This is a genomic window from Chitinophaga japonensis (assembly GCF_007830125.1).
GTDB classification, from domain to species: Bacteria; Bacteroidota; Bacteroidia; order Chitinophagales; family Chitinophagaceae; genus Chitinophaga; species Chitinophaga japonensis.
In genome coordinates this window covers 1238462-1256449 of sequence record NZ_VLLG01000003.1, presented here as the reverse complement: position 1 = coordinate 1256449, position 17988 = coordinate 1238462, and the positions used below count along the sequence as shown (strand labels likewise).

Below are 17988 nucleotides of genomic sequence, written 5' to 3'. Positions count from 1 at the left end.
GCAATATATAAGAAACCTTTTGGTTACACAAATATTTTTTCGAGAACGGTATCTTTGCCGGAATATGGACTATTTCAAAAAGCAGCTTGAGCTGTTGAAGACCGAACGGGAAGAAGACCGGCAATCCTGGCTGCAACTTGCCCAATCCTCCTCTATACAATCGCGCAGGGAAAATGGACTCACCTGGTATCCTGTTGCCATCCGGGACACGGAGCTGGGCCGTGGCGACTACCTCACCGTGGAGGTGGAACGTACCACCCACCAGGACCTGCCCACCCAATTCCGTGCCGGCGTATCGGCCCTGCTGTTTTCCAACCATGCCCCCCGGGAAAATAATATAGAAGGCACCATCTCTTACCTGAGCGGCAACCGGCTGAAGATAGCGCTGCGTACCGACGAGCTGCCGGAATGGAGCCGCGATGGCAAGCTGGGCATCGACCTGCTGTTTGATGATAACAGCTATGACGAAATGCAAAACGCGCTGAAGCAGGCCGCCGCCCGCGCGGAAAAAAAAGAAGAAGGCCGCCTCATCCGCATCCTCACCGGTGAACAGGCCCCGGCCTTCCGGGATGATGCAGCTCCTGTTGCCGTGCCGGGATTAAATGCTTCCCAGCAGGCCGCCGCCCATAAGATATTGTCCGCTACAGAGCTGGCTATTGTGCACGGCCCGCCAGGCACCGGCAAAACCACCACGCTGGTGCAGGCCATTAAAGCCCTCCTGCAGCAGGAACCGCAGCAGGTGCTGGTAGTGGCGCCCAGCAACACGGCCGTAGACCTGCTGAGCGAAAAACTGTCGGATGAGGGGGTAAACGTGCTGCGGGTGGGCAATCCCGCACGGGTGTCTGACCGCCTGCTGTCCTTAACGCTGGACAGCAAAATGGCGGCGCACAGCAGCAACCGGGACATCAAACGGCTGAAGAAACAGGCCAGCGAGTTCCGCGACATGGCGCACAAGTACAAGCGGAACTTTGGCAAGGCGGAACGTGAGCAACGCAAAGCCCTGTTTGACGAGGCCCGGAAAGTCATGAAACAGGTGGAGCAAACGGAACAGTATATAATAGACGACCTGCTGTCCAAAGCCCAGGTGATCACCGCCACGCTGGTAGGCGCCAACAACTACATGATACGCCACCTCACTTACCAGACAGTAGTAATAGACGAGGCCGGCCAGGCCCTGGAGCCGGCCTGCTGGATACCCATCCTCAAAGCAAAAAAAGTAGTGCTGGCGGGTGATCATTTCCAGTTGCCGCCCACCATCAGATCCACCGAAGCGGCGCAAAAAGGCCTGGCCACCACCCTGCTGGAAAAATGCGCCGCGCTGCACCCGGAAGCGGTGACCCTGCTGGAGGAACAGTACCGTATGCACGAAGACATTATGCGCTACTCCTCCACCGTATTTTACGGGCAGCGGTTAAAGGCGCATGCCTCCGTAGCGCAGCACCTGCTGTTCCCCGGCGATGAGCCGCTGGCGTTTGTAGACACCGCCGGCTGCGGTTTTGACGAAAAAGCGGAAGGCACCAGCATTACCAACCCGGAGGAAGCCGCATTCCTGTTCAAACACTTAATGCAACTGGTGAACGCCCTGGGCGCCCATTATAAGCCGGCGCAGTTCCCCAGCATTGCCGTCATATCTCCCTACCGGCAACAGGTGCAACTACTGCAGGAGCTGCTGCCGCACACGCCCGCCTTCCGGCTGTACGGGGACAGGATAGCTGTCAACACCATTGACAGCTTCCAGGGCCAGGAACGCGACATTGTATACATCGGCATGACACGGAGCAATACGGAAGGCCGGATCGGCTTTCTTTCGGACATACGCCGGATGAACGTAGCCATGACACGGGCACGGAAAAAATTAGTGGTGATCGGCGACAGCGGTACGCTCTCCCAACTGCCGTTCTATGAAGACTTCATTGCCTACGCCGGTGAAAAGGATGCTTACCGGAGCGCCTGGGAACTGGTGGATAGCTGATCCAATGCGGACAACTGCTCCTGCAAACGATGCGCTTCCGCCAGCAATGCACGGTCCAGGATATACGGCTCAATGTCCCGTACAGGGCTGAGCCGTTCTTTTTTGAACACCTCCCCGAAAGCATACGGTTTCAGGCAAAAGCCCCATTGGGCCAGGTGCTCAAAAACCTGTTCATGATAGTCTGCCAGCCGGGCATGACTGATCACCAGGAAACGCTCCGGCGCCAATTGCTGCAGGTGTTCCAGGATGATGCGGTTATAGTTGATCCATACTTTCAGGAAATGCTCGCTGTATGTTTTATACAACTGTTTCCTGTGGCGCCGCCGGCCGGTTTTCCGCCAGATGAATGCTGACAGGCCTTTCTTATCCAGCGCGGTGCTGAGATCTATGAGGTACAGGCGGCGAATAAGGGAGCTCACCACGGTATGGAAGTCGCGCCATATCACCAGGTAAAGGGCGTTCTCCGGCAGCAGTTGACGGTATACCGGCAGGAAGAGGCAGGTGCGCGGCTCCTTCCATCCCCATTGCCGCTGCTGTACCTGCCGGTCGTTGAGCAGGGCTTTTATTTCCGCTACCTGTGCAGCCGTTAAAGCCGGCAATGGGTGCCCGATCATACCGTCCTGCGGCAATTGCAGGGCCGCCAGTATAGCCCGGTGCATGTCAAAGAAGGCCCTGTCCTCAAAATGCCCATCCTCGTTACCGGTGCCCGGTCCTATAATTTCATGCCCCACATGCAGGCCGCATTTATGCAGCCACTGCGCCAGCATGGAGGTGCCGGAGCGGTGCATCCCTGTGATGACCATGATCTTTTTTTCCGGCAGCGGCATGGAGCGCCGGATCAGGGCTACTACCTCCTCCGCAGCATCATCCACGGTGGCCGTATGGGTATGCAGGTGGAGCTCCGGGTGGGCAGGCGGTTCAAAAGGGTCGTTTACGCCTGTTAAATTGTAGATCTTGTCAGGATGGCCGTCCGGTAGCCCGGCTCTTTTATACAGGCCTTTGGTATCGCGCTGCTGCAGCACATCCAGCGGACAATCCACGTATACGGTGCATACTCTTTTATATTTGTCCGCCAGTTCTTTACGCACATCATCATAAGGATTGATGGCGCTGATGATGCACACCACTCCATGTTTGGAGAGCTGGCCGGCTACAAACCCCAGCCGGCGGATGTTCTCGCAGCGGTCTTCCCGGGAAAAGCCGAGGTCCCGGCATAACACCTGCCGGTAATCATCTCCGTCAATTATCTCAACGGGAATACCGTGGGTAGCCGCTTTGGATTTCACACTTCTGGCAATGGTAGTTTTGCCCGCCCCCGACAGTCCGCATAGTTGTATGATCATTGCATGGTATTTTCTGCGCTCAGTCCGACAGACATAAGGAAAATGGGAACAGTTGGCGGATATGCTGCACAAATTACAATTTTCCCCAATTGAGTACCCGGTACAATAGATGGAAGGTTGAATTTTGTCTGCCTGTGAAACGCTTTACCAATAGTGACGGCCCTGTCAGTGAATTGCTTTGAAGAAGCGGCTCCAGCGCAGGCCTTTTTCATCATAGCTTAACCAGGTGATCCAGGCCTTGCCCACTACATGATCTTCCGGCACAAAGCCCCAGTAGCGGGAATCCAGGGAGTTGTGGCGGTTATCGCCCATCATCCAGTAGTAATCCATTTTAAAGGTATAGGTAGCTGCAGGCCGGCCGTTAATGTAATAAGCGCCGGTCTTTTCTTCCAGCCGGTTGCCTTCATATACGGCAATAATACGGCGGTACAGGGCTATGTTGCTGCGGTTTATTTTCACGGTCTTCCCCTTTTGCGGGATGACGAGGGGGCCAAAATTATCCTGGGTCCAGCGATACCAAGCGGTATCATGCGGAAACACGGCCGGGTCCGGCAGCTCATCCAGCTCCGGCCGGATATGTTTTACAATGTTGAAAGAGCGGATGGCTGCTACGTCAGCCGCGGTGAGGTTGTACTTATACAGGCCGGCGCTATCGCCTGCCACGGGCGGATCGATCACACCCATATCCTCGAGGCGGGCGGGGTTCAGCCCTTCTTCACCTGTTTGTATCCAGTAGGGCATTTCTCCTTCCGGCGGCACGGGCGCCGGCGCTCCATTGATATATACCACACCGTCCCTTATCTGCAGGGTATCACCGGGTATGGCCAGGCAGCGCTTGATGATGTTCTCCCGCTTGTCCACCGGGCGCGCTATCACATTGTACCGGCTCCAGACACGGTCCCTGCCCTGCCTTCTCACCAGGTCATAGTAATTGCTGATCTGCTCTACTTCCAGGGCTACCGTATCTCCTTCCGGCAGGTTGAACACCACGATGTCGTTCCTGTGGATCTTCGTAAAGCCGGGCAGGCGCATGTAGGGCCACTGCACGGCGGTGCTGTAGGAAGGCGTATAGTCTGTGAGCGGCATTTTGTTATGCACCAGGGGCACGGCCAGCGGCGTCATCGGGATGCGCGGCCCGTAGCTGACCTTGCTTACAAACAGGTAGTCATTGACCAGCAGGGTTCTTTCCATAGATCCGCTGGGGATACAATAAGCTTCAAAAATAAAAGTGCGTATAAGCGTAGCGGCAATGATGGCAAATACCCCGGCATCCAGCCATTCGCGGAACTTGGATTTTTTTGAGGGCGTTGCAGGGCGCTTTCTCCAGGCAGGGAACATGAGGAAATATTTTACCAATGAATATACTTAATGCAACGGAAAATATTCCCCACAATATTACCAGTGGTCATACAAAAATGCCGGCAGGCGCAATGCCGGGGGACATGGCGGATGTATGACCATGTTGCTTTGGCATTGCGCCTGCCGGTGCTTGCTTACTTGATGCATTAATCGTGCCCTTCCAGCTTTACTACCTTGTTGTAAAGGCCCAGCAGCAGGAAAGGCGCCGCCCACTGTCCTACAAAAAGACTTTTGTCCTTCCAGCCGGTCAGTTGCAGTGCCAGGGAAATCCCCATGGCGCCTACGGCCGCCCACAGGTATACGTCTGAAGGCACTTTGGCCGTTTGTTTTTCAATAGCTTTTGCTACTTTACCTTCCTGATGCTCAGGATTAAAACTTGTTGCCATAACAATTTCTTTTACGGGTGATCAACTATTCCTAATGGCCCTAAAATCTGTGCCAAAAGCCAGCAGCCGGGCCCGGCGCGCTACAGGTATGGGAAAAGTGCGTATGATTTAATTTCACTACTTTTAGCCATCAAAAAAATATTTGAATGGCAACTACCAAGATTACTGTAAACAGCAACGGCTCTCTGAAAGTGGAAGGAGATTTTGAAATTGTGGACAAGAACGGGAATAAATATGACCTGGGGGGAAGGGACGTTGTTTCCATTTGCCGCTGCGGGCTATCCAGGAACAAACCTTTTTGTGATGCGTCTCACAAGGGGCATTTCGAGCATGAGGCCATTGCTTTTGCACTGCCTCCGAAAAAGACCAGCTAATAACAAGATGCTTCGCTGCCCGGCCCGCACCAGGGGCCGGGCAGCCACTGCAGCTATCTTTACTTTTCTTTCTGTACGTTGACGGCGTTCAGGCCTTTTTGCCCGTTCTCCACTTCAAAGGTCACTTTGTCCCTTTCCTTGATCGGTTCTGTCAACTGCCTGATATGCACAAATATGCTCTCCTGGGTTTGCTGGTCGATAATAAATCCATATCCTTTTGACTCGTTGAAGAACTTCACCACGCCTTTGCGCGGGCCTTCTATCGGCTCTTCTTCTACCTGCCTGGGAACACCCAGTTGAATATCTTCCGGATTAATCTCTTTTTTCTTGGTCGGATCAGGAGGCGTGGAAGAAAGGTTGCCGTTTTCATCAATGTAAGCCATCATATCTTCGAGTGACTTGCCCTTGTTACTGCCCTTTCTTGCTTCCTTTTTCTCCAGTTTCTCCTGTTTTTGCTTTGCTTTTTTCTTTTCTTTTTCTTTTTTACTTACAGACTCTCTTGATCTAGCCATATTTAGATTTAATGTTTGATAATACTATAAAGATCACTATTTTCCGGGAAAGGGCCACAGATTTATTATTATTTTATATCTATCAGGCTGTTATTCCCACTCTTCCTCATATACAAACTTTGGCATCTGCCATTCATAACGGATGGCCAGCAGGCGTAGCAGCAACCCGGCCACTGCGGCTGCAATAGTGGCCCAGTGCGAGCTCAGGCCCAGTGCTTCCAGTCCCAGGTAAATACCGCCGGTAACAATAGCGGCGCTGGCATAGATCTCTTTGCGGAAAAGCAGGGGAATATCATTGCACAGCACGTCGCGCAGCACGCCGCCGGCGCAGCCGGTGATTACACCGCTCAGCATGACGATGATGGCAGGCAATTGCATCTCTTCCGCCACCTGGCAGCCTATGATAGTGAACACCACCAGGCCCAGCGCGTCCAGGTAAAGGAACAGCGTGCGCAAACGGCGCATGAAGGAAGCGATGAGCCCTGCAAACAGGGCGCCGCCCGCCGTGATGAGGAGGTATTCCGGGTGGCTTACCCAGGTCATGGGATAATGTCCCAGCAGGATATTGCGCAGCGTGCCGCCGCCCAGGGCGGTGACCCAGGCAATGATGCAAACGCCCACCCAGTCCATCCTGCGCCGCCCGGCGGACAAAGCAGCCGTCATAGCCTCTGCAGTGATGGCAATGATGTATAGAATGTGCAGCATAGCGATATACAGGTGATTTTACCAGATAAAGTAATTAAAAAAAATCAGTTTTATAGTTAGCTTTATAGTATGAAGTTCCACGGTACCGGCATATGGTTCATCAGCCTGTTGGTAGCGGCATGTTTTTGCGGGCAGCATGTGCAGGCGCAGTCTGCCACGCCCCGCTTTAAGGTGATCGCTTTTTACAATGCTCAACACGACCAGGCGCATATCAGCTATGTGCACGAAGCCAACAAATGGTTCCCTGCCATCGCGAAAAAATACCACTTCACATATGACTCCACGAATAACTGGGATAACCTGAATGCCGCTTTCCTGGCGCAGTACCAGGTGGTGATCTTCCTGGACGCACGGCCGGAGCTGCCGGCGCAGCGGAAAGCGTTCAGGAAATACATGGATCACGGCGGCGCCTGGATGGGATTTCATTTTGCCGGGTTTGCGCTCACGCCTTCGGAATACCCGCAGGACTGGGACTGGTACCACAATGAGTTCCTGGGCGCCGGCTCCTATGTTGGCAATACCTGGCCGGCTACTGCCGCTTTCCTGCGCGTGGAAGATAATACGCACCCTGCTACCCGGCATTTGCCGCAGGTGTTCCGGTCCTCGCCCAATGAATGGTACCGCTGGTCCAATGACCTGCGCGCCAACCCGGACATCCGGATACTGCTGTCCATTGACCCCAGCAGCTTCCCGCTGGGCAACGGCCCCAGGGCGTATGAAACATGGCATACCGGCTATTATCCCGTAGCATGGACCAACGAGCGGTACAGGATGCTCTATATCAACATGGGGCATAACGACATAGACTACGAGCACAAAACCAACAAAACACTATCATATACATTTGCCAACAACATCCAGGACAGGCTGATCATTGACGGCCTGCTGTGGCTGGCTGGCAGTAACAGTAAAAAATAGCATTGCGTATGGCACCCTTTGATATTTTATATGATGAGATCATTTCCTTCCTGGGCATCGGGGCATTGCTGGAGATGTACCGGACCGGCGACTATCACGCCCTCCTGTCGCTGAACGGCATCCTGTCGGCCGTCTCTCCCGTGATCCCGTTCCTGCTGCTGATAGAAGTAGGGCGGGCGCTGGTATACAAGCGTTTCCGGATAGAGGATTACAAGATACCCTTCCTGATCTTTGTGGCCAACCGTTTTATTTCCAGGTTCATTTCCATTGCAGCCATCGCGTTTTGCATAGGGCTGTTTGAAAAATATGCGCTGTTCAAAACCAGCTTTACCTGGTACTGGCTGATCTATGGTTACGTGATCTGGGAGCTGGCGCATTTTGTGTACCATTACCTGGGGCACAAGGTAAGGCTGTTCTGGTGCCTGCATTCCACGCATCACGCGCCGCAGAGCATGAACCTTTCCGTTACCTATGCGCACTTTTTCCTGGAAGCGCCCTATGCCGATGTGATCCGCACCAGCATCTGCATACTGGCAGGCGTTAACCCGCCGCTGCTATTCTTCATCATGTTCATTGACGGCACCTGGGGGGCTTTCATTCATGTGGGCGAGAATATCATTAAAGACGGCCGCATGGGCTTCCTGAACAAGGTCATACTCACGCCGTCTCACCACCGGGTGCATCACGCGCGGAACCCGCTTTACATGGACACCAATTTCTGCAATCTCCTCAATATCTGGGACAAGGTATTCGGCACTTTCCAGTACGAAAAAAGGGACCTGGCCATTGAATACGGCATTTCCCGGCCCATGAACCCCAATAATTTCTGGGATGTGTACTTCGGGGAGTTTTACGCGCTGTGGAAGGATATTGTAAAAGCGCCGGGCATCCGCAACAAGCTGCTTTATTTCGTAATGCCGCCCGGCTGGAGCCACACCGGCGACCATAAAACGGCCCGGGTGGTAAAGCAGGCTTACCTGGCGCAGCAACAGGCGCAGCCGGCGCAGGAAACAGTACAGCCTGCCGCACCGGTGGCCTGATCATTGCAGTTATGCTCATAAAAAGCATATGAACAGGCAAATCACCATTACGCTGGATGGAGTGCAGTATATGATAGATGTGGAAATAGAACGGCTGCCGGATGCCATTGTTTACCACGTACAGCGGCCGAAGCAGTTTGCATCAGAGCTGCCGGCCACCTTTGATATTACCCGGCCGAAGCATGCGGATCAACCGCAATATGACGGGCAGGCGCTGACGGAAAAAGGCCGGCAGATCATGCGGGCGGTATGGGAGCAGCTCTCCACCCTGCCGCCGCAGTTTGCAGGCGGCGGAGGCTCCGGCCGTATATAAATAATACTGTTCTGCTTAGCTGTAGCGATCGTTGCGCCAGGGGTACGCGGTGTTGGAGTACCCTCTTTCTTCCCAGAAGCCCGGCTTGTTAAAAGGTAAGAATGTTATCCGTTTGATCCATTTGGAGCCTTTCCATGCATAGAGCTGCGGGGTGATCATGCGCACCGGCCCGCCGTGCTCCTGCGGCAGCGGTTGCCCGTCTACCGTATGCGCCAGCAGTACATCCGGCTTCAGCGCTTCTTCCAGCGCCACGTTGGTGGTATAATCATCATAGCCATAGCACAGGATATGCGAAGCCGTTTCCTTTGGCTGCACCAGCGCTGCAATATCCAGCAGCCGCACGCCTTTCCAGTGCATATCCAGCCTGGACCAGGTGGTCACACAATGAAAGTCGGATGTGTCCCCGGTTTGCGGCAGGGCCATAAAATCGTTCCAGCTAAGCTGCACGGGATTTTCTACCTCACCGTCCACGGTCAGCATCCATTCCTCCGGCGGTATCTCAGGCTGTATGCCCAGGTCCAGTACCGGCCATTTCCGGGTAACCACCTGCCCTACCGGCACCACGGGCATACCATGCCGGTTGGGCTTACCGCTGCCCATGGGCTTGTTGTCCGCAACGGAAGGCGTGCGTTTCATTTTTTCCTCAAAGCGGGCTTTCAGTTTCATGCGCGCCTCTACGATCCGTTTCAGTTTTCCTTCATCTTCCATGCCCTAAAGTTACTGCTTTAAATAATGCGCCATCTACTGACCGGGAACAGGCACCAAAGTTGCTGCATCACACTCATCAATCATTGCACATATGAAAATTGTGGCTTACCCCGGCGAACCCTACCCTTTGGGCGCCACCTGGGACGGAAAGGGTGTTAACTTTGCCGTATACACGGAGAGCGCAACACAGGTGCAGCTCTGCCTTTTTGACGAGCCCAAAGGCGCTGCAGAAACGGTTTCAGTCCAGCTCATGGAGCGCTCCAACCATGTATGGCATGTATACCTGCCGGGCATACAACCCGGGCAGTTGTACGGCTACCGCGTGGATGGCCCCTATGAGCCGCAGCAGGGGCACCGCTTTAACCGGAACAAGCTGCTGATAGACCCTTATGCCAAAGCCATCGCCGGCACCATTTCCTGGCACAATGCGCTCTTTGGCTACGAAATGGGGCATGCGGACGAGGACTTAAGCTTCAGCGAAACGGACAGCGCTCCCTTTATTCCCAAGTGCGTGGTGGTGGATGAGCATTTTGACTGGGAGGGGGACCAGCATCCGAAAGTGCCCTATAACGAGAGTATTATCTACGAAGCGCATGTAAAGGGCTTTACCCAACTGCACCCGGATATACCGGAGGAATGGCGGGGCACCTATAAAGGCATGAGCCACCCCGCCGTGATCGATTACCTGAAAGCGCTGGGCATTACCGCCGTGGAGCTGATGCCGGTGCACCATTTTATAACAGACCGGCACCTGGCAGACCGGGGGCTGACCAACTACTGGGGCTACAATACCATCGGCTTTTTTGCGCCGGATGTACGCTACGCCGCTACCGGCATCCGGGGGGAACAGGTGCGGGAATTCAAGGAAATGGTAAAAGCGCTGCACAAGGCCGGCATAGAAGTGATACTGGATGTGGTGTACAACCACACCGGGGAAGGCAACCACCTGGGCCCCACGCTGTCCTTCCGGGGCCTGGACAATGCGGCCTATTACCGGCTGATGGAGGACCGGCGCTACTACATGGACTATACCGGCACCGGCAATACCCTGAACGCCCGCCTGCCCAGCGTACTGCGGCTGATCATGGACAGCCTGCGCTACTGGATACAGGACATGCATGTGGACGGTTTCCGCTTTGACCTGGCGGCCACGCTGGCGCGGGAGCTGCACGAGGTGGACCGGCTCAGCGCGTTCTTCGATATCATACACCAGGACCCCGTGATTTCACAGGTAAAGCTGATAGCGGAGCCCTGGGACATCGGGGAAGATGGATACCAGGTAGGCAAGTTCCCGCCGGGATGGGCGGAATGGAACGGCAAGTACCGCGACAGCATCCGCGATTACTGGCGGGGGGCCGACAGCTCCCTGGCAGAGTTCGCCTCCCGCTTTACCGGCAGCGCCGACCTGTACAAGGAAGAATACCGCCGGCCTACCGCCAGCATTAATTTCATTACCGCGCACGACGGTTTTACCCTGGCCGACCTGGTGTCCTACAACGAAAAACATAATGACGCCAACGGGGAAGATAACCGCGACGGGGAAAGCCATAACCGCTCCTGGAACTGCGGCGAAGAAGGCCCCTCCGATGACCCGTTGATCCATACCCTGCGGCGGCGGCAGCAACGGAATTTCCTCACTGCCCTCTTACTTTCGCAGGGTGTACCCATGCTGCTGGCCGGCGATGAAGCAGGCAGAACGCAGCAGGGCAACAACAATGCTTACTGCCAGGATAACGAGATCAGTTGGCTGCACTGGGACCGGTTGGATCACCAGTTGCTGCAGTTCACGCAAAAGCTCATCGCCTTAAGGCGGCAACACCCGGCCTTTTGCCGCCGGCGCTGGTTCCGCGGGCAGCCGGTGGAGGGCAGCGGCGTGGAAGATATTGCCTGGTTCCTGCCGGAAGGCCCGCAGATGTCCGAAGAGAACTGGGCCACCGGCTTTGCCAAATCGCTGGCAGTATACCTGAACGGAATGGCGCTGCGGGCCATTGGCTCCAAAGGGGAAAAGATAACGGACAACAGCTTCTACATCCTGTTCAACGCGCACCAGGGGCCGCTGGACTTCCGGCTGCCCGGCCCCGAATACGGGAAGGAGTGGCAACTGGTGCTGGACACCAGCCTGCCCAATGCCCCGCAAAAACGCCATAAGGCCGGCAGTATTGTAAAAGCAGGCGGGTTGTCCGTAGTGCTGCTGATGCACACGGCAAAGAATAACACATCGATCTAGCTGACCAGCATCGCCACCGGGAATTTCTCCAGGATGTGCAGCGGCAGGCATCCCTGTTCCACCACTACCTCCTCCCCGGTGAACACATGCCGCCATACTGCCGGCGCGCCTTCCGGCAGCACCAGTCGCCGGCTGTCTGCCGTTCCCGGTGTTACCTGGGACAAAAGGGGCGCTATGACCAGGCACCACTGATCTCCAAAGTTGCGGGCATAAGCAATCAGGTCCTGGCCATCGTCGCCATAGAGGGGCAGGTAAGCGCCTTTGCTGAACAGCGCCGCCCTTTCCCGCCGGGCGCGCAGGGCTTTCCAGGTCACAAACAGCTTTTCCGCGCCCTGTGCGCGGCGCTCCTGCAGGTAAGCCAGCAGTGGCCCGGTTCCCTCCTGCTCCAATTGCTGCAGGGCAGCCAGCTCCTGCCTGCGCAGCGCATAGTCCACCGGCCGCCGGTTGTCCGGGTCTACGAAACTCAGGTCCCATAGCTCGCAGCCCTGGTAAATGTCCGGAACGCCTGGCGTAGTGATCTTGACCAGTGTTTGCGTTAAGCTGTACAGGGCGGCCTGCTGCAGGGGCTGTTCAAGAAAAGTGCGCAGGCTCTCCACAAAGGGGCTGCCTGCCGCCAGTATGCTCCTGATAAAGCGCAGGCAGGCCTGCTCATACGTCTCGTTGGGCTCAGACCAGCTACTGTGCACCTTTGCTTCCCGCAGCACTTTCACCAGGTAATCTGACAAGCGTGTTATCAATTCCTCCGTGATCACGCCATCCGGCGGAAAGCCGCCTATGATGGACTGGTAAATGAAATATTCATCGTTCATGTCCGGCGCAGACTGTTCAGCATCCTGCACGGACCATTCCCTGTTCATGGCATGCCAGTGCTGCACCTGCTGTATCCACTGGTGCGGGTGCAGAGTCAGGGTATTCAGGCGGATGCGCGCATCCTCCCCCCGCTTGGTATCATGCGTGGCGGTCGTATTGATGGACAGTGGACAGAACCGCAGGCGGAGCTGCGCCCGTTCATGGAACAGCGGCAGGGAGCAGCGGTTGCCCTCCGGCGCGTCGCCCACCTCGTTATGCGATATCAGTGCGTTATACACATAGAACGCGGTATCCTCCACGCCTTTCGCGGTGAGGGGACCGGTGAACTGCATGACGCGCTGCAGGAAGCGCAGCGTTGCAGCACTGCCGCCGCGTTGCCACCAGGAGTAGATCACATCTATGGCCTTTGACAAAGCGGGGTTTGCCCGCAAGGCCCCGTTCAGCGCATAGTCCAGCAGCGAAATGCTGCGCGTGGAAAGGGGCCAGCGCTCCGGGTAAACGCGGTATACGGGCAGGTGCACCATGAACAGGCCCAGCGCCGCTTTCAGTTCCTGCGCTTCCACACCGGGCGGCACCAGTCCCAGCCCGTAGGCGTAACGCACCAGGTTGTCCCATTCTCCGTGCAGGTGCGTTTGGAGTATCAGTTGCTTTTTGGCGTTCACCAGGCGCTCGTACCCGCAGAGATTGGGGAAGCGGCTGCGGTAGAAGCGTCCTATCATTTCAAAGCCCATCCGCTCCGTGAGCAACTGGCTGACATCGCCCAGGAACTCATAGCCGGTGGTGCCCTGCAGGGGCCATTCCCGGGGCAGGGCCTCATGCGCCGCCAGTATCTTCTCCGCTATAATGTAGCAGGAGTTGCCCAACAGCTCCCGCAGGCGGCGCACGTAGCCGCCGGGGTCCCGCAGTCCGTCAATATGGTCAATACGGAAGCCTTGCACCAGTCCTTCGGCGTACAACTGGCGCAGCAGCACGTGGTAGTCGTCAAATACCTGTTGGTCCTCCATGCGCAGGCATATCAGGCCGTTGATGGTAAAAAAGCGGCGGTAGTTGATCCGCTCGTCCGCTTCCTGCCAGTGGGTGAAAGTATAATACTGGTTTTCCAGGAGGGATGCCAGGAGGACATCGTCCGCATTTACTTTTGCCGCCAGTTGCTGCAGGCGTTGCTCCTTTACAGCGGCAAACAGCGTATGCTTCTGCTCCCGCCATTCCGCCGGCGTTACATGGCGCACGGCCCCCCTTTTCAGGCCGCACAGCAACTGGCGGATATCGGCGCCGGCATCTGTCAGCATCCCCAGCAGCACATCATACGCGGACACCGACAGGGGAAATTCCAGCATACCGTTCTGCACTTTCCAGCCACCCGGCGCGTATACCAGCTTTATTTCCCGGGCAGCAACAGCGGCCTCCGGGGATTTGTCCAGGAAGGGCAACATCAGCTTGCCATGCAGCGCAGCATCCGGGTACTCCCAGTCAATATCAAAATACCGGTAATATGGCGACAGGCGCCCTCTTTCCAGCACATCCACCAGGCGGCTGTTGGATGGATGCAGGGCCATATGGTTGGGCACAATATCCTGTATCCAGGAAATGCCCCTGGCCTGCAGCTTTTTATGCAATGCCCGCCACTCCTCCAGGGTACCGATAGCAGGATTGATGGTATGCGGGTCTGTTACATCGTACCCGTGCGTGCTGCCCGGGACCGCTTCAAAAACGGGGGAAGCGTAAATGGTGCTGATGCCCAGTTCATATAAGTAGTCCAACTGTTCCTCCAGGTGACGGAAAGTAAAATCCCCGTTGAATTGTACGCGGTAAGTTGACACGGGTGCGAATACATCATCATGTTTCATTTGCAAAAAGTTTAAGCGCTGTAGTTTCATAGATAACAGCAGATAAAGGCGATACCCTGATAAACCCTTCTTCCGGGCGGTCGGCAGCGGTAGTACCGGGACCATTCCATGCTTCCTCCGCGGAATCAAACAGTTTCCGCACCGGCTGCATGCCCGCGGAATGCCATACCTGTTCCTGCCGGTCAAAATTGAACAGTATCAGCAGCCGGTCCTGCGAATGTTCATCTTCCCGCTCCAGCACCAGCAGGGCATCATTCAGCACGGCGTGCACCCGGGTGCCCTCGCGGCGGTCATTGCGCAGGGCCGGCCTGTTCTTGCGGAAATCAATTAAAAAGCGGTAGCAGGCCAGCAGGGCTGCATTGTCCGGCGATTGCATATCCCAGCTCAATACGGAAGCCTGGAATGTTTGCAGCGACTGCGGGTCCGGCGCTTCCCCACCTGCATGGAATGCGGCAAACTCCCGTTTCCTTCCTGCCTGCAAGGCGCTGATCAACTGCGGATCTCCGTGGGAGGTAAAGAACAGGAACGGGCGCCGCTCTCCATATTCCTCTCCCATGAACAGCAGGGGCACAAATGGCGAAAGCAGCACCGTAGCGGCGGCCAGCTTCAGGGCCTCAAAAGGCAGCAGCGCGCCCAGGCGCTCGCCCAGCATACGGTTGCCCACCTGGTCATGGTTCTGGGCAAACACTACGAACTGGCTGTAGGGGTTGTGCTCCGGCAGCGCGCCAAAGCGGCGTTTGCGGTGCGGGGAATACTGGCCCGTGTATACATAGGCGTGCTCAAAAGCGGCCGCCAGTTGCGACAGGCAGCCAAAGTCCTCGTAGTAGCCGTTGCGCTCACCGGTCAGGCGGCTGTGCAGCGCATGGTGAAACTCGTCCGCCCATTGCCCGTGCAGGCCGTAGCCGCCTTTTTCAACCGGGTTAATGTAGCGCGGGTTGTTCAGGTCTGTTTCCCCGATCAGCACTTTCTTTTTCCCGGTGCGCGCCTCCAGTTGCTGCACGGCTTCCGCCAGTTCCTGCACCACATGCAGCGCGCTGCTGTCCCAATAGGCATGTACGGCATCCAGGCGCAGCCCGTCCATATGAAATTCGTCCAGCCACATCAGCGCGTTCTGTATGTAGAACGCCCGCACTGCATCGCTCCAGGCCCCGTCAAAATTGATGGCCTGTCCCCAGGGTGTGCAGTACCGGTCTGTAAAATAGGGGCCGTAGTCCTGAAGGTAGTTGCCTTCCGGTCCCTGGTGGTTGTACACGACATCCAGTATCACGGCCAGCCCCAGGGCATGCGCGGTATTCACCAGCTCCTTCAGGTCATCTGCGCTGCCGTAGGCGTTGTGTAACGCAAAAGGGTATACGCCATCATACCCCCAGTTACGGCGACCGGGGCATTGCGCCAGGGGCATGATCTCAATGGCTGTAATGCCCAGCTCCAGCAGGGCCGGCAGGCGGCTGATAATGCCCTGCAGGGTGCCTTCCGGCGTGAAGGCGCCGGTATGCAGTTCATAGATGATCATCTCCTCCAGGCGCATGCCTGTCCAGTGATCGTCTGTAAACGTAAAGGCGGCGGGATCTGTAACGGCGGAAGGGCCATGCACGCCTTCCGGCTGGTTGCGGGAGGCGGGATCGGGCCTTTGCAGCGTGCCATCCAGCAGGTAATAATACAGGGCGCCGGGACGAATGCCCGCCACCAGCACCTCCCAGTACCCTTCCTCATCGCGCTGCATGGGATAAGTGTTTTCCCGGCTGCCGGGCAGCAGCAGGGTGACATTTTCCCGGAACGGCGCCCATACCCTGAACTGGCATTCGCCCCTGGCGTTCAGGAGCGCGCCCTGGCATTTATAGATCCTGCTTGTCATGTTTCCGATTTCTGTTGTAAATAATGGTCCATGCTTTCAGCCTTGCCACCACCTCCGGGCTAAACTGCCCCGGCAGCATGCGCCAGCGCCAGTTGCCCGCAGCTACGGCCGGTTTGTTCATGCGCGCGCTGCTGTCCAGCCGGAGTATGTCCTGCATGGGCAGTACCGCAGTTTGCGCTACGGAAGCATACGCCAGGCGGCCCAGCACATCCGGGGCTTCTTCCTCCGTTATTTCCCGGCCCAGGTATTGCGCCAGCCGGCAACGGTCTTTCGCGGCAGCATCTTCCCGGAACCACCCGCGGGTGGTGTTATTGTCATGCGTGCCCGTGTACACGAAAAAAGGAAGGCGGTAATTATGCGGGATATGCGGGGAGCCGGGCATATCGTCCCCGAAGGCGAACTGCAGCACTTTCATGCCGGGCAGACCGAATTTATCGCGCAGCGCCAGCACGGCATCGTCTATCTCGCCCAGGTCCTCCGCTACAAAAGGCAGGTCGGGGAAAGCACGCTGCAACGCCCTGAACAGCCCTGCGCCGGGACCGGGCTTCCATAGCCCGTTCACGGCAGTATCTGCCCCTGCAAGCACCTCCCAGTAGGCGGCAAATGCGCGGAAATGATCCAGGCGCAGCAGGTCGTACCATTCCAGGTTCCGCTGCAGGCGTTGTATCCACCAGGTATAGCGCTGCGCTTTTAATGCCTTCCAGTTGTACACCGGCATATTCCAGAGCTGGCCGCTGGCATTGAAATAGTCCGGCGGTACGCCGGCAACCGCCCGCATGTTCCCCTTCCTGTCCAGCCGGAAGAGATCCCGGTGCGCCCATACATCCGCGGAATCATAGCTCACGTATATGGGCAGATCACCCAGCAACTGTATGTCCAGTTTATTACAATATCTTTTCAATGTCTGCCATTGACGGTCAAATATGAACTGCTGCCATCTTTCCTTTTCCGCCACCGCCTCCATGCCAGGCGCTGCGGCCTGGCCGTCCCGGTAGGGCCGCTCCCATTGGTTCCAGGGCCGGCCCTGGTGCCATTCCGATAAAACTTTATACCGCACAAAATCCTCCAGCCAGTAAGCCTGCTCCCGGCAAAAGTCGTGGTAGGCTGCCTGCAACGCCGCCGCCCGGCCGGCGCAAAAATGCCCGTAGGCCCGGTCCAGCAAATGCATTTTCACCCGGCGCGCCTGGTCAAAATCCACGGCATCCGTTGCCGGCAGCGCTGCCGCCAGCAAGTCCTTCCTGCTCAGCAAGCCATCCGCGGCCAGCATATAGGGGCTGATCAGCAGCACGTTACCCGCCATGGCAGACAGCGCGCTGTAAGGCGAGCTTTCCCCCTGCCCCGGCAGGTTCAGCGGCAATAACTGCCAGTACTGCTGCCCGCTGTTGTGCAGCAGGCGGGCAAATTCCATGGCGGCGGGCCCGATGTCTCCTATTCCAAAGGGACCTGGTAAAGATGTGATATGCATTAATACGCCTGCGCGGCGTGCTCCTGCTGTGGACGGGTCTGTTTCCATACTCGTGGATGCCGATCCAAAAGAAATGCCTAAGTCAGCGCATACGGGAGCTGCGTATGCACGCAGCAGGTGTGTAGATAAAAATTCACTTTTTGAGGAAATTGCC

Annotated in this window: 15 protein-coding genes; 6 read left to right on the top strand and 9 right to left on the bottom strand. The window is 56.4% G+C overall.

What is annotated here, in order from left to right:
- Nucleotides 1-64: 64 nt before the first annotated feature.
- Nucleotides 65-1972, top strand: a complete 1908-nt coding sequence (locus LX66_RS14160; RefSeq protein ID WP_145714585.1) for an AAA domain-containing protein — start codon at nt 65-67, stop codon at nt 1970-1972.
- On the opposite strand, the gene cysC is transcribed toward LX66_RS14160, so the two are convergent.
- From cysC to LX66_RS14145, 3 genes are all read right to left on the bottom strand, one after another.
- Nucleotides 1939-3315: an adenylyl-sulfate kinase gene (cysC, locus tag LX66_RS14155; protein WP_145714583.1), complete on the bottom strand. Its 1377-nt coding sequence runs from the start codon at nt 3313-3315 to the stop codon at nt 1939-1941. The two genes, LX66_RS14160 and cysC, sit on opposite strands and share 34 nt — an antisense overlap.
- Before the next feature lie 165 nt (nt 3316-3480).
- Complete coding sequence (gene lepB, locus LX66_RS14150; RefSeq protein WP_145714581.1) at nt 3481-4653, bottom strand: signal peptidase I; 1173 nt, start codon at nt 4651-4653, stop codon at nt 3481-3483.
- 167 nt (nt 4654-4820) lie between these two features.
- Nucleotides 4821-5060 carry a hypothetical protein gene (locus LX66_RS14145; RefSeq protein ID WP_145714580.1) on the bottom strand — a complete coding sequence of 80 codons (240 nt, stop codon included), beginning with the start codon at nt 5058-5060 and terminating at the stop codon, nt 4821-4823.
- Nucleotides 5061-5206: 146 nt separating this feature from the next.
- On the opposite strand from LX66_RS14145, the gene LX66_RS14140 reads away from it, so the two are divergent.
- A complete protein-coding gene (locus LX66_RS14140) occupies nt 5207-5434 on the top strand; it encodes a CDGSH iron-sulfur domain-containing protein (RefSeq protein WP_145714578.1) in 228 nt (75 codons plus the stop codon).
- A 59-nt stretch (nt 5435-5493) separates the two neighbouring features.
- On the opposite strand, the gene LX66_RS14135 is transcribed toward LX66_RS14140, so the two are convergent.
- Both LX66_RS14135 and LX66_RS14130 read right to left on the bottom strand, forming a co-directional pair.
- Nucleotides 5494-5946, bottom strand: a complete 453-nt coding sequence (locus LX66_RS14135) for a cold-shock protein (RefSeq protein WP_145714576.1) — start codon at nt 5944-5946, stop codon at nt 5494-5496.
- A gap of 90 nt (nt 5947-6036) precedes the next feature.
- Nucleotides 6037-6651: a trimeric intracellular cation channel family protein gene (locus LX66_RS14130; RefSeq protein WP_145714574.1), complete on the bottom strand. Its 615-nt coding sequence runs from the start codon at nt 6649-6651 to the stop codon at nt 6037-6039.
- 69 nt (nt 6652-6720) lie between these two features.
- On the opposite strand from LX66_RS14130, the gene LX66_RS14125 reads away from it, so the two are divergent.
- The 3 genes from LX66_RS14125 to LX66_RS14115 are packed head-to-tail and all read left to right on the top strand — an operon-like array spanning nt 6721 to nt 8922.
- Nucleotides 6721-7569, top strand: a complete 849-nt coding sequence (locus LX66_RS14125) for a ThuA domain-containing protein (protein ID WP_145714572.1) — start codon at nt 6721-6723, stop codon at nt 7567-7569.
- Nucleotides 7570-7577: 8 nt separating this feature from the next.
- Nucleotides 7578-8609 carry a sterol desaturase family protein gene (locus tag LX66_RS14120; RefSeq protein ID WP_145714570.1) on the top strand — a complete coding sequence of 344 codons (1032 nt, stop codon included), beginning with the start codon at nt 7578-7580 and terminating at the stop codon, nt 8607-8609.
- A 28-nt stretch (nt 8610-8637) separates the two neighbouring features.
- The gene (locus LX66_RS14115; protein ID WP_145714568.1) at nt 8638-8922 is read left to right on the top strand and encodes a hypothetical protein; all 285 of its coding nucleotides are present in this window, start codon (nt 8638-8640) and stop codon (nt 8920-8922) included.
- Nucleotides 8923-8937: 15 nt separating this feature from the next.
- Here the strand turns inward: LX66_RS14115 and LX66_RS14110 are convergent, their stop codons facing one another.
- Nucleotides 8938-9630, bottom strand: coding sequence for a sulfite oxidase-like oxidoreductase (locus tag LX66_RS14110; RefSeq protein ID WP_145714566.1), 693 nt, complete (start codon nt 9628-9630; stop codon nt 8938-8940).
- 91 nt (nt 9631-9721) lie between these two features.
- Between LX66_RS14110 and glgX the strand changes: the two genes are divergently transcribed.
- Nucleotides 9722-11857: a glycogen debranching protein GlgX gene (gene glgX / locus LX66_RS14105; RefSeq protein ID WP_145714564.1), complete on the top strand. Its 2136-nt coding sequence runs from the start codon at nt 9722-9724 to the stop codon at nt 11855-11857.
- Here glgX and treY read toward each other — a convergent pair.
- The 3 genes from treY to malQ are packed head-to-tail and all read right to left on the bottom strand — an operon-like array spanning nt 11854 to nt 17882.
- Nucleotides 11854-14514 carry a malto-oligosyltrehalose synthase gene (gene treY, locus LX66_RS14100; protein WP_158642635.1) on the bottom strand — a complete coding sequence of 887 codons (2661 nt, stop codon included), beginning with the start codon at nt 14512-14514 and terminating at the stop codon, nt 11854-11856. The two genes, glgX and treY, sit on opposite strands and share 4 nt — an antisense overlap.
- Nucleotides 14504-16369 carry a malto-oligosyltrehalose trehalohydrolase gene (treZ, locus tag LX66_RS14095; protein ID WP_145714560.1) on the bottom strand — a complete coding sequence of 622 codons (1866 nt, stop codon included), beginning with the start codon at nt 16367-16369 and terminating at the stop codon, nt 14504-14506. The genes treY and treZ overlap by 11 nt, the downstream gene beginning before the upstream one ends.
- The gene (gene malQ / locus LX66_RS14090; RefSeq protein WP_145714558.1) at nt 16350-17882 is read right to left on the bottom strand and encodes a 4-alpha-glucanotransferase; all 1533 of its coding nucleotides are present in this window, start codon (nt 17880-17882) and stop codon (nt 16350-16352) included. Before malQ ends, treZ begins: the two co-directional genes overlap by 20 nt.
- Nucleotides 17883-17988: the final 106 nt, after the last annotated feature.